At 66.9% G+C, this 13468-nt stretch carries 13 protein-coding genes and 1 pseudogene; 9 read left to right on the forward strand and 5 right to left on the reverse strand.

The annotated features are described in order from the left end of the window. Together A5624_RS11515 and A5624_RS11520 are read left to right on the forward strand one after the other, a co-directional pair. Window positions 1–259, forward strand: a pseudogene (locus tag A5624_RS11515) (sirohydrochlorin chelatase); the annotation flags it as partial. A 78-nt stretch (window positions 260–337) separates the two neighbouring features. After that, window positions 338–790 carry a hypothetical protein gene (locus tag A5624_RS11520; protein WP_066866188.1) on the forward strand — a complete coding sequence of 151 codons (453 nt, stop codon included), beginning with the start codon at window positions 338–340 and terminating at the stop codon, window positions 788–790. 13 nt (window positions 791–803) lie between these two features. On the opposite strand, the gene nirD is transcribed toward A5624_RS11520, so the two are convergent. Continuing rightward, window positions 804–1172 carry a nitrite reductase small subunit NirD gene (gene nirD / locus A5624_RS11525; RefSeq protein ID WP_066866190.1) on the reverse strand — a complete coding sequence of 123 codons (369 nt, stop codon included), beginning with the start codon at window positions 1170–1172 and terminating at the stop codon, window positions 804–806. Between the two features lie 10 nt (window positions 1173–1182). Further along, window positions 1183–3765 (reverse strand): nitrite reductase large subunit NirB, encoded by a 2583-nt coding sequence (gene nirB / locus A5624_RS11530; protein WP_082990543.1) that lies wholly within the window; start codon window positions 3763–3765, stop codon window positions 1183–1185. A 227-nt stretch (window positions 3766–3992) separates the two neighbouring features. Here nirB and A5624_RS11535 point away from each other — a divergent pair, with 227 nt between their 5' ends. Next, window positions 3993–4433: an Hsp20/alpha crystallin family protein gene (locus tag A5624_RS11535; protein ID WP_066866194.1), complete on the forward strand. Its 441-nt coding sequence runs from the start codon at window positions 3993–3995 to the stop codon at window positions 4431–4433. Between the two features lie 73 nt (window positions 4434–4506). On the opposite strand, the gene A5624_RS11540 is transcribed toward A5624_RS11535, so the two are convergent. Beyond that, window positions 4507–5268, reverse strand: coding sequence for an isocitrate lyase/phosphoenolpyruvate mutase family protein (locus A5624_RS11540; protein WP_066866196.1), 762 nt, complete (start codon window positions 5266–5268; stop codon window positions 4507–4509). A 106-nt stretch (window positions 5269–5374) separates the two neighbouring features. Here A5624_RS11540 and A5624_RS11545 point away from each other — a divergent pair, with 106 nt between their 5' ends. From A5624_RS11545 to A5624_RS28580, 5 genes are all read left to right on the forward strand, one after another. Next, on the forward strand, window positions 5375–5689 hold the full coding sequence (locus A5624_RS11545; protein ID WP_066866199.1) for a hypothetical protein: 315 nt from the start codon (window positions 5375–5377) through the stop codon (window positions 5687–5689). 91 nt (window positions 5690–5780) lie between these two features. After that, window positions 5781–6608: a hypothetical protein gene (locus A5624_RS11550; RefSeq protein ID WP_066866201.1), complete on the forward strand. Its 828-nt coding sequence runs from the start codon at window positions 5781–5783 to the stop codon at window positions 6606–6608. A 45-nt stretch (window positions 6609–6653) separates the two neighbouring features. Further along, window positions 6654–8573: a fumarate reductase/succinate dehydrogenase flavoprotein subunit gene (locus tag A5624_RS11555; protein ID WP_066866203.1), complete on the forward strand. Its 1920-nt coding sequence runs from the start codon at window positions 6654–6656 to the stop codon at window positions 8571–8573. Then, entirely contained in the window at window positions 8570–9316 is a 747-nt protein-coding gene (locus A5624_RS11560; RefSeq protein WP_007768969.1) for a succinate dehydrogenase/fumarate reductase iron-sulfur subunit, read from the forward strand. The genes A5624_RS11555 and A5624_RS11560 overlap by 4 nt, the downstream gene beginning before the upstream one ends. Window positions 9317–9500: 184 nt before the next feature. Beyond that, window positions 9501–9665 (forward strand): hypothetical protein, encoded by a 165-nt coding sequence (locus A5624_RS28580; RefSeq protein WP_197499390.1) that lies wholly within the window; start codon window positions 9501–9503, stop codon window positions 9663–9665. A 24-nt stretch (window positions 9666–9689) separates the two neighbouring features. Here A5624_RS28580 and A5624_RS11565 read toward each other — a convergent pair whose 3' ends face one another. Continuing rightward, a complete protein-coding gene (locus A5624_RS11565) occupies window positions 9690–10178 on the reverse strand; it encodes a flavin reductase family protein (RefSeq protein WP_066866205.1) in 489 nt (162 codons plus the stop codon). 82 nt (window positions 10179–10260) lie between these two features. Continuing rightward, a complete protein-coding gene (locus A5624_RS11570; RefSeq protein WP_066866209.1) occupies window positions 10261–11301 on the reverse strand; it encodes an isopenicillin N synthase family oxygenase in 1041 nt (346 codons plus the stop codon). Between the two features lie 210 nt (window positions 11302–11511). Here A5624_RS11570 and A5624_RS11575 point away from each other — a divergent pair, with 210 nt between their 5' ends. After that, window positions 11512–13347 carry an acyl-CoA dehydrogenase gene (locus A5624_RS11575; protein WP_066866207.1) on the forward strand — a complete coding sequence of 612 codons (1836 nt, stop codon included), beginning with the start codon at window positions 11512–11514 and terminating at the stop codon, window positions 13345–13347. The last annotated feature ends 121 nt before the right edge of the window (window positions 13348–13468 follow it).

Consider the following 13468-nt stretch of genomic DNA (forward strand, 5'->3'; position numbering starts at 1 on the left):
CCGCGCGCGCCGCGCCGGTAGCCGTGTCGTGGTCGCCTCATACCTGCTGGCCGACGGCCTGTTCCAGCAACGGCTGCACGGTTGTGGCGCCGACCTGGTCAGCGAACCGCTGGGCACCCATCCCGGGCTCGCGCGCCTGGTCGCCAACAGGTTCCGGCGGGCCCTGCCGCCGGTGCTTGCCCCCACCGCCCGGCACGCATCGCGCCGGTCGAGCCCGCATCAGCTGGCCCGCGGCCGCGCCGTGCGCTCGGTGCCGTAGCGCCAAACGCCCACCGTCCAGCCACGCCGGTGCCCGGCGTTCCTTGATCTTTGCCCGCAGACGGGTGATCCTGGCACCATGCCCCGTCGCGAAGAGCCGTCGCGTGGGATCCTCGACCCGGTCGCCAAGATGTTGCGGTTGCCCTTCGGCACACCGGAATTCATCGACCGGATGGTCACCGGCGGGGTCAACCAGGTGGGCCGGCGGACCCTGCGCACGCTGATCACCACCTGGGACGCCGCCGGTGGCGGCCCGTTCGCGGCCAGCGCCATCGCGTCGACGGGGATGGCGAAGACCGCCGAGATCGTGCAAAACATGTTCGTCGGCCCGGTCTTTGGCCCGCTGCTGAAAATGCTGGGGGCCGACAAGGTCGCCCTGCGCGCCTCGCTGTGCGCCTCACAACTGGTGGGCCTGGGCATCATGCGCTACGGCATCCGCTCCGAGCCGCTGCATTCCATGTCGGTGGACGCGATCGTCGACGCGATCGGGCCGACGATGCAGCGCTACCTGGTCGGCGACATCACCCGGTGAACCGGGGTCGGGATCAGGCGGCCCGCTGCTGGTAGTCCCGCGCGATCTGGACGTAGCCGTCGGCGGTGATCCGCACCGGGTACACCGGCACCGAGACGGTCGGATCATCCAGGCACGAACCGTCTTCGAGCGAGAAGGCCTGCTTCAAGATGGGCGACTGCACCGTGACGCGGCCGTCCCGGTCGCCCACGATCCCGCGTGACAGCACCGCGGCCCCGGAGAACGGGTCGACGTTGCCGATAGCGTGCACCGAGCCGTCATCGAGCCGGAACAGCGCCGCCTGGGAGCCGTCGTCGAGCAGCACGCCGACGCCGCGACCCGGAATGAGGTGGTCGTAAGCGCAAGCGTGGGTCCACACCGCAATGTCGTTGAGAAGTGTCATGATCCCTTCCTCACTCTTCCGGAGTTGTCGCTGTACGAACCCGCGGCATACCAATGGACACAGGGATTTTGCGCCCGGCATGCTCGGTGAATGCCACCGTCGAGTCGACGGCATCCGGGGCGTTGACGAACGAAACGAACCGCGACAGCTTGTCCGGGTCGTCCAACACGCCCTTCCATTCGCACTTGTAGTTCTCGACGTGCCGCTCCATTGCGGCCTCGAATTCGGCGGCCAGGCCTAGCGAGTCGTCGCACACCACCTCGCGCACGTGGTCGAGGCCGCCGTCGAGGGAGTCGACCCACGGCGCCGTGCGCTGCAGCCGGTCGGCCGTCCGGATGTAGTACATGACAAACCGGTCGACATAGCGGACCAGCGTTTCGGTGTCCAGATCGCTGGCCAACAGCTGCGCGTGCTTGGGCGTCATACCGCCGTTGCCGCCGACGTAGAGGTTCCAGCCCTTTTCGGTGGCGATGACGCCCACGTCCTTGGAGCGCGCCTCGGCGCATTCCCGCGCGCAGCCCGAGACGCCCATCTTGATCTTGTGCGGCGCCCGCAGGCCGCGGTAGCGCAGTTCCAGATCGATGGCCAGCTGCACGGAATCCTGCTGCCCGTAACGGCACCAGTCGGTACCCACGCAGCTTTTCACCGTGCGCAACGCCTTGCCGTAGGCGTGGCCGGACTCCATGCCGCCGTCGACCAGGCGCTTCCAGATCTCCGGCAGTTGGTCGACCCGGGCGCCGAACATGTCGATCCGTTGACCGCCGGTGATCTTGGTGTAGAGCCCGAAATCCTGGGCGATCTGGCCGATCAGGATCAGGTGCTCGGGCTTGATGTCTCCGCCGGGCACCCGGGGCACCACCGAGTAGCTGCCGTTCTTCTGGATGTTGGCCAGGAAGTGGTCGTTGGAATCCTGCAGCGAGGCCTGCTCGCCTTCGAGGATGTGCTCCGACCCGGTGGAAGCCAGGATGGAGGCGACCACGGGTTTGCAGATGTCGCAACCCTTTCCGCGGCCGAAGCGCTCCAGCAGACCGGAGAAGGTCCGGATCTCGGTGGCGGAGATGATCTCGAAAAGCTCCGCGCGCGACTGGCTGAAGTGCTCGCACAGGGCCTTGGACTGTTCCACGCCCTCGGCCTCCAGCAGCTGCTTGAGCAGCGGGACGCACGACCCACACGAGGTGCCGGCCGAGGTGCACGCCTTCAGCGCCGGGACATCCGCGCAGCCGTCGGCGATCGCACACTTCAGATCGCCCTTGGTGACGTTGTTGCAGGAGCAGATCTGCGCCGAATCCGGCAGCGCTCCAACGCCCAACGCGGTGCTACTGCCGGAGGAGGCAGGCGCGATCAGCGCGAGCGGGTCGCCGGGCAGCTCGCTGCCGACCATGGGTCGCAGCACGCCATAGGAGGAGGCGTCGCCGACCAACACGCCGCCGAGCAGCGTCTTGGCGTCGTCGGAGAGCACCAGCTTGGCGTAGGTCCGGTTGACCGCGTCGTTGATGGCAACCTCGAGGCAGTTCTCGGTCGTCCCCATCGCGTCGCCGAAGCTGGCCACGTCGACACCGAGCAGCTTGAGCTTCGTGGACAGGTCGGCCTCGCCGAACTCCGCGACCCCGTCGAGCAACCGGTCGGCCACCACCTCGGCGGAGGTGTAGCCCGGGCCCACCAGGCCGTAGCAGCGCCCGCCGATCGCCGCGACCTCACCGATCGCGTAGATGTCGGGATCGCTTGTCTGGCAAGCCACATCGGTCAGCACGCCGCCACGCTCGGCGCGGTCCAGCCCAGCCGCGGTGGCCAGTTCGTCGCGCGGCGGGATGCCGGCCGCGAAGATCACCAGACCGGCGTCGATGACCTGGCCGTCGGTCAGGCTCACGCGCACCGAGGTGGAGCCGTCCGCATGCTCGATCGACTCGATCGATTCGGTGCCCGTGCCGACGTGCACCGAGATGCCGAGCTCGCCGATCATCCTGGCCAGCAGCGCGCCGCCGGCCTCGTCGATCTGCTGGGCCATCAGCCGCGGCATCATCTCGACGACATGGGTCTGCAACCCGAACTGGCGCAGCGCATTAGCGGCTTCCAGCCCGAGCAGGCCGCCACCGATCACCACACCCGCGGCGGCGTGTGAGGTTTCCACCGTGCGCTGGGCGTCGGCGCGGATGGCGTCGAGGTCGTCAAGGGTGCGGTAGACGTGACAGGCGGGCAGATCGTGACCCGGCACCGGCGGCACGAAGGCGTACGACCCGGTCGCCAGGACCAAGGTGTCGTAGCCGTGCCGCTGACCGTCGGCGGTGACCACCGCCTTTGTCGCGCGGTCTATTTCAGTAACGCGCTGGTTGAGCACCAGCCGGACCTGCTCGTCACCCTCATATTCGTTGCCGGGCAAGGCCAGTAGCTTGCGATCCCAGCTTTCGGTGTACGAGGTCAGCCCCACGCGGTCGTAGGCCGCGTTGGTCTCCTCGGCGAAAACCGTGATGCGCCACAGTCCCTCGGTGTCACGGGCGCGCAGCGCCTCGACGAACCGGTGCCCCACCATGCCATGTCCGACTACGATGATGTGACGAGGCGCACAGCTGGCGCGCGAAATCCCGTCTGCAGACATGGCTTTGAGAGTAACGGCCGGAAATTACGTTCTTCTCGCCCAATGTGACGGTCCTATGACGAGGATCTCACAACTCACAGGAACCGATGTGATTGATCGTTCACTGCCGGCGAACGGCGAGGTGGAACTTAAGCGTGGTCGACTCATGTTTGTCGTAGTAGCCGGTCGCGCAGGCGCCGGTCACAGGAATTTCACAATGAAGCTCAAGGAATGGAAAGGGAAGCGTCATGAGCAACCTCGCATTGTGGTCGCGACCGGCCTGGGACACCGACCGGTGGTTGCGCGACTTTTTCGGCCCCGCCGCCGCGGCGGACTGGAACACCCCGGCGACCAGCGGTTTGCGGCCCGCCGCCGAGATCGTCAAGGACGGCGACGACGCGATCGTACGGGTCGAACTCCCGGGCGTTGACGTCGACCGGGACGTCAAGGTCGAGGTCGACCGCGGCCGCCTGGTCATCCACGGCGAACACCGCGACGAGCACGCCGAAGAGAAGGAAGGCCGCACGCTTCGGGAGATCCGGTACGGATCGTTCCGCCGGTCGTTCCAGCTGCCCGCCCACGTCACCGGCGACGCCATCACGGCGAGCTACGACGCGGGCGTGCTGACCGTGCGGGTCACCGGTGCGTACGCCGGAAGCCAGGCGCAGCGCATCGCGATCACCAAATAATCTCCGGCCCGTCCGGACGCATACCGGCCGGCGAATCCGGCGGAGCCGCAACGGCTCCGCCGGATTCATCGCATCAGCCCCAGCGGGCCAGCAGCTCCTTGGCGTGGGCCGCCAGCGCGGCCTGAAAGAAGGGCCCGAAACTGATCCGCGCGACGCCCAGCGGACCGAAGGACGCCGGGTCGTCCTGATCGGGCAGCGCGATCGCGTTGACCGGCCGCTGCAACTCCGCCGTCAGGCGCCGCAACGTGTCGGGGTCGTGGCGGCCCACCGGATAGAGGACATCGGCGCCCGCGGCGGCGGCCTTGTTCAGTCGGTCCACCGCCCGCTCGACGCGATCGGAGGCCTCGCCGTCCTGGCGCAGGAACAGATCGGTCCGGGCGTTGATGACGACGTGTACCCCGGCCGCGTCAGCGGCCGACCGCAGCTCGCCGACCAGATCGGCGTGTTCGTCGGCGGACCGCAGCCGCTTGCCCTCCGAGTGCACGCTGTCCTCGATGTTGCACCCCACGGCCCCGGCGCTGAGCAGGCCCTCGATCAGCCGGCCCGCCCGCTGGCCGTAGCCGGATTCGATGTCCACCGACACCGGGACGTCGACCGCGGCGGTGATCTGCGCGACCCGGGTGAGCACATCGTCGAACGACATGCCCTCGTTGTCCGGTTTGCCGATCGAGTCCGCCATCGGATGGCTGCCCACGGTGAGCGCGGCGAATCCGGCGCCGGCGGCCAGCCGGGCCGACCAGGCATCCCACACGGTCGGCAGGATGACCGGGTTGCCCGGCCGGTGCAGTTCCAGCAGCGCGGCGGCCCGCTCGGCCGGTGTGGCGCGTCCCGTCATAAGTGTTTGCTCCCTCGGCATCCCGGCCCAACGACCTGACGTCTGGCGTGTGCGGTGGATAGTATCGAGGGCGTACTGTGATCCGAAACACTGCCGAGGAGATCCTTTGACTCGCACGCCGAGCACGACTGGCACGACCGAATTCGCCGAACTACACGACCTCATCGGCGGCCTGCGGCGGTGCGTGAGCTCCCTACGGGCCCGATACGGTGACAGCCCGGCCATGCGGCGCATCGTCATCGACGCCGACCGCATCCTGTCCGACGTCGACCTGCTCGACACCGACGTGTCCGAATTGGACCTGGCGGGCGCCACCGTGCAGCAGTCCGGTGAGAAGATCGTCATTCCCGACACCCAATACGACAGCGAATTCTGGCGCGACGTCGACGACGAGGGTGTCGGCGGTCACAACAGGTCCTGACCAACGTCGAACAACACAAGCCCCCCAGAAAAGGGGGGCTTGGTTCTGTGTACCCTTCGACCTACAGCCCGTTCGAAGAGGAACACACTAAATGAGCGCACCCACGGCGAACCGTCCTGCGTCCGGTGTCTTTTCACCCACGCGCGCCCGTATCCCGCAACGCACCCTGCGCACCGATCGGTGGTGGATGTCGCCGCTGCGGATCGATCTAGGCTTCGCCGCATTCATTATTTATGCGACGGCGCGGGCGTTCCAACAGGATTACTTCTTCGTTCCCAAATACCACTACCTGACACCGTTCTACTCGCCCTGCGTGAGCAAGGGTTGCGGTGAGGCCGGCGACATCTGGCCGCAGTTCCTGCCCGACGTATGGTGGCTGCCGTACGCCGCCTTGTCGCTGCCGTTCCTGCTGCTGTTCCGTCTGACCTGCTACTACTACCGCGGTGCCTACTACCGCACGGTGTGGCAGTCGCCCAGCGCCTGCGCGGTGGCCGAGCCTCGCGTGCACTACACCGGCGAGACCAAGTTCCCGCTGATCATCCAGAACACCCACCGGTACTTCTTCTATATCGCCGGCATCATCTCGGTGATCAACACCTACGACGCGATCGTCGCGTTCCACTCCGACAGCGGCCCGGGCGGATTCGGCTTCGGTCTGGGCAATCTGATCCTGCTCGGCAACGTCATCATGCTGTGGGTCTACACGCTGTCCTGCCACTCCTGCCGGCACGTCACCGGCGGGCGGCTCAAGCACTTCTCCAAGCACCCTGTGCGGTACTGGATCTGGACCCAGGTCAGCGTCATCAACACCCGCCACAAGCTGTTCGCCTGGATCACGCTGGGCACCCTGATGCTCACCGACTTCTACATCGCACTGGTGGCCAGCGGCACCATTCCTGACCTCAGGTTTGTTGGCTGACAAGCCATTTCGAAATAAATCACAGATTTAGCTAGCGAGGGTTTCATGGTTGAAATCGAGCGGCACACGTTCGACGTGGTCGTGATCGGTGCCGGCGGCGCGGGACTGCGCGCGGTTATCGAAGCGCGCGAACGGGGTTTGCGGGTTGCGGTGGTGTGCAAGTCCCTGTTCGGCAAGGCCCACACGGTCATGGCCGAGGGTGGTTGCGCGGCCTCCATGGGCAACACCAACCCGAAAGACAACTGGAAGACCCACTTCGGCGACACCATGCGCGGCGGGAAATTCCTCAACAACTGGCGCATGGCCGAACTGCACGCCAAGGAAGCCCCCGACCGGGTCTGGGAGCTGGAAACCTATGGGGCACTGTTCGATCGCCTCAAGGACGGCAAGATCAGCCAGCGCAACTTCGGTGGGCACACCTACCCGCGGCTGGCCCACGTCGGTGACCGCACCGGCCTGGAACTGATCCGCACCATGCAGCAGAAGATCGTCTCGCTGCAGCAGGAGGACTTCGCCGAGCTCGGCGACTACGAAGCCCGGATCCGGGTGTTCGCCGAGACCACGATCACCGAGCTGATCAAGGACGGCGACGCGATCGCCGGCGCGTTCGGCTACATCCGCGAAAGCGGCAACTTCATCCTGTTCGAGGCGCCCGCGGTGGTGCTGGCCACCGGTGGGATCGGCAAGTCGTTCAAGGTCACCTCGAACTCGTGGGAGTACACCGGCGACGGCCACGCCCTGGCCCTGCGGGCGGGCGCGTCGCTGATCAACATGGAGTTCGTCCAGTTCCACCCGACGGGCATGGTCTGGCCGCCGAGCGTGAAGGGGATCCTGGTCACCGAGGGTGTCCGCGGTGACGGCGGGGTGCTGAAGAACTCCGACGACAAGCGGTTCATGTTCGACTACATCCCCTCGGTGTTCAAGGGCCAGTACGCCGAGACCGAGCAAGAGGCCGACCAGTGGCTCAAGGACAACGACTCGGCCCGTCGCACCCCCGACCTGCTGCCGCGTGACGAGGTCGCGCGCGCGATCAACTCCGAGGTCAAGGCCGGCCGCGGCAGCCCACACGGCGGCGTCTTCCTGGACATCGCCTCGCGGCTGACCCCCGCGGAGATCAACCGCCGCCTGCCGTCGATGTACCACCAGTTCAAGGAGCTGGCCGGCGTCGACATCACCAAGGAGCCGATGGAAGTCGGGCCGACCTGCCACTACGTGATGGGTGGCGTCGAGGTCGACGCCGACACCGGCGCAGCCACCGTCCCCGGGTTGTTCGCCGCGGGTGAATGCTCCGGCGGCATGCACGGGTCCAACCGGCTGGGCGGCAACTCGCTGTCGGACCTGCTGGTGTTCGGCCGGCGTGCCGGTCTGGGTGCGGCCGACTACGTGCGTGCCCTGAGCAGCCGGCCGACGATCGCCGAGGACGCCGTGGACGCGGCGGCCAAGCGGGCGCTGTCGCCCTTCGAGGCGCCGGCCAACGGCGCGGCCGCGGAGAACCCGTACACCCTGCAGCTCGAGCTGCAGCAGTCGATGAACGACCTGGTCGGCATCATCCGCAAGGAGGAAGAGATCACCGAGGCCCTCGAGCGGCTCAACAAGCTGCGCGAGCGGTTCAAGAACCTGCACGTCGAGGGGCAGCGCCGGTACAACCCGGGCTGGAACCTGGCCATCGACCTGCGCAACATGCTGCTGGTCAGCGAGTGCGTCGCCAAGGCCGCGCTGCAGCGCACCGAGAGCCGCGGCGGGCACACCCGTGACGACCACCCGGCGATGGACTCGTCGTGGCGCAAGGTGCTGTTGGTCTGCGAGGCGAGCGGCGGTGACGAGGTGATCCCCGAGATCACCATCACGAAGAAGGATCAGACGCCGATGCGGCCCGATCTGCTGGAGCTGTTCGACATCGCCGAGCTGGAGAAGTACTACACCGACGAAGAACTCGCCGGGCACCCAGGACGGAGTGGCAAATGACCTACAACGCGACGATGCGGGTGTGGCGCGGCGACGACGCCGACGGCGGTCTGCAGGACTTCACGGTCGAGGTCAACGAGGGCGAGGTCGTCCTCGACATCATCCATCGCCTGCAGCAGACCCAGACGCCCGATCTGGCCGTCCGGTGGAACTGCAAGGCGGGCAAGTGTGGTTCCTGTTCGGCGGAGATCAACGGCAAGCCGCGGCTGCTGTGCATGACCCGGATGTCGACGTTCGCCGAGGACGAGGTCGTCACCGTCACGCCGCTGCGCACGTTCCCGGTGATCCGCGACCTGGTGACCGACGTCTCGTTCAACTACGAAAAGGCCCGCGAGATACCGTCTTTCGCGCCGCCCAAGGACCTGCAGCCCGGGGAGTACCGGATGGCGCAGGAGGACGTGCAGCGCTCGCAGGAATTTCGCAAGTGCATCGAGTGCTTCCTGTGCCAGAACGTCTGCCACGTGGTGCGCGACCACGAGGAGAACAAGAAGGCGTTCGCCGGTCCCCGGTTCCTGATGCGGATCGCCGAGCTGGAAATGCACCCGCTGGACACCCGCGACCGGCGCAACGACGCCCAGGACGAGCACGGTCTGGGCTACTGCAACATCACCAAGTGCTGCACCGAGGTCTGCCCGGAGAACATCAAGATCACCGACAACGCGCTGATCCCCATGAAAGAGCGGGTCGCCGACCGCAAGTACGACCCGGTCGTGTGGCTGGGTAACAAGCTGTTCCGCCGCTGATCGCGCGCGGCCTTGCGGCTCGAATGTGAAGCTACCTTCACATTCGGCGCTCAACGTGCGACTGACTTCACGCTCGGCGACGTCGCGCCGCGGCACGTTAGGCCGCCGCGGGACTCGGGTAACCACACTGCATCCTGTCGGGCCGCCGCGTGCGGTCGTCTGTCCACGACCGGAAAGGCAGTTCATGAAACCCATGCGAGAAACCGCCAGCATCAACAACATTCGCACGGCGATCCGCCAGCTGTCGGTACGCGCTCAGCTCGCGAACAAGGAAGGCCGGTACACCGACGCCGCCGAACTCGAGAGCCGCATTCAGGGCTTTCGGGAGGAACTGGGCCACCGCCCGTAGCAGGTCGACGGCTCAGCGAGTCGATTAGGCGCCGAGGCGGCGGAACACGCTGCGATGGAACACGATGGGCGCCACCTCGGCGTCCACGGTCACCTCGTTGACCCGCAACACCACGATGGTGTGATCGCCCGCCGGAATGAGCTGCTCGATCGCGCTTTCCAGCCACAGGCCGGTGCCCTTGATGAACACCGCACCGGAGGACCGGGAGACCGTTTCCAGACCCGCGAACCGGTCGCCGGTCTTCGCGGCCAGCGTGCGCGCGGCCTCGTCATGCGCCTCGCCGAGCACACTGATGCCCAGCATCGGCAGGTCTTTGAGCTTGGGCCAGGTCGTCGAGGTGTTCTGCACGCAGAACGACACCAGCGGCGGGTCCAGCGAGACGGGGACGAAGGTGCTGGCCGCCAGGCCTTCCCGGGTTCCGTTCACCTCGGCGGCGATCGCTACCACACCGGACGGGAAGTGACCGAAGGCCTCCCGCAGCGACGACGCTGTCAGCTTGTTGTTCGAGTTCACCGGACTTATTCGCCCCTAGAGCCGGAGACGGGATTTTCGTGTGTGACCCTACCCGGCGCCGGTCGCGCCGGCACGGCCACCCTCAGCCGTTTTCTAAGCGATCTGCCGAATATCCGTGCGCCGCGGCCACATCCGGATGGGCCCGCAGCCTGCTCTTCCAGGCGTTGCGCCCGTAGACCGAAAACATGGGGTCGGCCGGATCGTGCGACGGTGTCCAGTGTTCATCGGTCCGTGCCGCGAGCTCGTCGGGCAGCGACAGCACGGGTATCTGTGCGTCCAGGCGCGGATTGAAGAAGTAGGGCACCGAGATGCGGTCCCCGGCCTGCCCGTGCAGGCTGACCCGGTGCTCGGTGGCCCGCAGGTAACCGCGGGTGGCCACCTCCAGCAGCTCGCCGATGTTGACGATGAACGCCCCCTCGCGCGGCGGCACTTCGATCCAGCCGTCATCGGGATGGCCTCCTTTCCCGCCGCCGCGCCGGACCTGCAGGCCGGTGCTGCCCGGCTCGGCCAGCAACAAGGTGAGCACCCCGGAGTCGCGGTGGGCGCCCACGCCCTGCGCGCTTTCCGCGCGGGCCGGGTACCGGATGATCTTGATCAGGGTGGCCGGCGCGTCGGCGAAGGACGCGTCGAACACGCCGGGCGGGCTGCCGAGCGAGGCCGCCCAGTGTCGCAGCAGGGTGCGCGCGACCGCGGACAGCGCGGCGTCCCACTCCTCGATGATCCCGGGCAGCTCCGGCAGCGCGGCCGGCCACTGATTCGGGCCCTGCAGCCACCGGTAGTCCGCCTTGTCCAGCCCATCGATCGGGGTGCGCTCCGGTCCGACGTCGATCTGCTCACGCCAATCCACCTCGCCGCGGGTCAGCTCGCCGCCGAGGCGGGTGTAGCCGCGGAAATGGGGGCTGCGCACCATCGCGATGGCGTCCTTGTCGGGTTGGGGCAGCTCGAAGAGCCGGCGCGCCGCGTCCAGCATCCGTCCCACCAGGTCCGGCGCCACCCCGTGACCGGTCAGATAGAAGAAGCCCACCTCGTGGCCGGCGTCCCGCAGCCCGCGGCGCAGCAGCGCGGCATCGGCCCGCAGGTCCACCGTCGGCACCTCGTCGGGCGGCGCAGTGACGCCGCGCACACCGGTCACGTGTGGATCATCGCCGCAGGTAGATCGGATTTCAACGGCATGACCAGCAGCTTCCCAACCGGTTGGTTAATTAGGCAATGAAATCTAGCTCACATTGACTTGCATCCCACTGACGCGAGCGATATTTTAGGTCTTGTTACTGGTGGGTAACTTAGACCTAGTACCCAACCACAAGTGGCATTCTCAACGAGGAGGACCGTAGTGAGCCACTACAAGAGCAACGTCCGCGACCAGGTATTCAACCTGTTCGAAGTTCTGGGCGTTGACAAGGCGCTGGGCCAGGGCGAATACGCCGACCTGGACGCCGACACAGCCCAAGAAATGCTGAACGAGATCAGCCGGCTGGCCGAGGGGCCGGTCGCCGACTCCTTCGTCGAGGGTGACCGCAATCCGCCGGTGTTCGATCCGAAGACGCACTCGGTGACGCTGCCGGAATCTTTCAAAAAGTCGGTCCAGTCCGTCATCGAGGCCGGCTGGGACAAGGTCGGCATCGACGAGGTGCTCGGCGGCATGCCGATGCCCCGGGCGCTGGTGTGGGCGCTGCACGAGCACCTGCTCGGCGCCAACCCCGCCGTGTGGATGTACGCCGGCGGCGCAGGCTTCGCCAACATCCTGTACCACCTCGGCACCGAGGAGCAGAAGAAGTGGGCCGTCATCTGCGCTGAGCGCGGCTGGGGTTCGACCATGGTGCTCACCGAGCCGGACGCCGGTTCGGACGTGGGCGCCGGGCGGACCAAGGCCGTCAAGCAGGAGGACGGCTCCTGGCACATCGACGGTGTGAAGCGGTTCATCACCTCCGCCGACTCCGGCGACCTGTTCGAGAACATCTTCCACCTGGTGCTGGCCCGCCCCGAGGGCGCCGGACCGGGCACCAAGGGGCTGTCGCTGTTCTTCGTGCCCAAGTTCCTGTTCGACTTCGAGACCGGTGAGCTGGGCGAGCGCAACGGCGTCTTCGTCACCAACGTCGAGCACAAGATGGGCCTGAAGGTCTCGGCGACGTGCGAGCTGAGCTTCGGCCAGCACGACGTCCCCGCCAAGGGCTGGCTGGTCGGCGAGGTGCACAACGGCATCGCGCAGATGTTCGAGGTGATCGAGCAGGCCCGCATGATGGTCGGCACCAAGGCCATCGCGACCCTGTCGACGGGCTACCTGAACGCGCTCGAGTACGCGAAGTCGCGCGTGCAGGGCGCCGACATGACCCAGATGACCGACAAGACCGCACCGCGGGTGACCATCACGCACCACCCGGACGTGCGCCGTTCGCTGATGACCCAGAAGGCCTACGCCGAGGGTCTGCGCGCGCTGTACCTGTTCACGTCGACCTACCAGGACGCGGCGGTCGCCGAGGCGATCCACGGCGTGGACGCCGAGCTGGCGGTCAAGGTCAACGACCTGATGCTGCCGGTCGTCAAGGGTGTGGGCTCGGAGCAGGCGTACGCCAAGCTCACCGAGAGCCTGCAGACCTTCGGTGGATCCGGCTTCCTGCAGGACTACCCGATCGAGCAGTACATCCGGGACGCCAAGATCGACTCGCTCTACGAGGGCACCACCGCCATCCAGGCGCAGGACTTCTTCTTCCGCAAGATCGTCCGCGACAAGGGTGTGGCCCTGGCGCACGTGTCCGAGCAGATCCAGAAGTTCGTCGACAGCGAGTCCGGCAACGGCCGGCTGAAGACCGAGCGCGAGCTGCTGGCCAAGGCCCTGACCGACGTCCAGGCGATGGCGGCCACGCTGACCGGCTACCTGATGGCGGCGCAGGAGGACGTGACCAGCCTGTACAAGGTGGGCCTGGGTTCGGTGCGCTTCCTGATGAGCGTCGGTGACCTGGTCATCGGCTGGCTGTTGCAGCGTCAGGCGGCGGTCGCCGTGGCGGCGCTGGATGCCGGTGCCAGCGGCGATGAGCGGTCCTTCTACGAGGGCAAGATCGCGGTGGCGTCGTTCTTCGCGAAGAACTTCCTGCCGTTGCTGACCAGCACCCGCGAGGTCATCGACACGCTGGACAATGACATCATGGAGCTCGACGAGGCCGCCTTCTAGGCCCTCGACGGCAACGCATGAATCCCCCGCTTCGCCTGGTCGGAGCGGGGGATTTGCGTTCGCCGCAGCGATGAAAGGCCTGCCGGACAGCAAAAAGGCCGCCGCTGGAGTGAGGGGATCC

The organism is Mycobacterium sp. 1482292.6, assembly GCF_001672995.1.
Classification (GTDB): domain Bacteria; phylum Actinomycetota; class Actinomycetes; order Mycobacteriales; family Mycobacteriaceae; genus Mycobacterium; species Mycobacterium europaeum_A.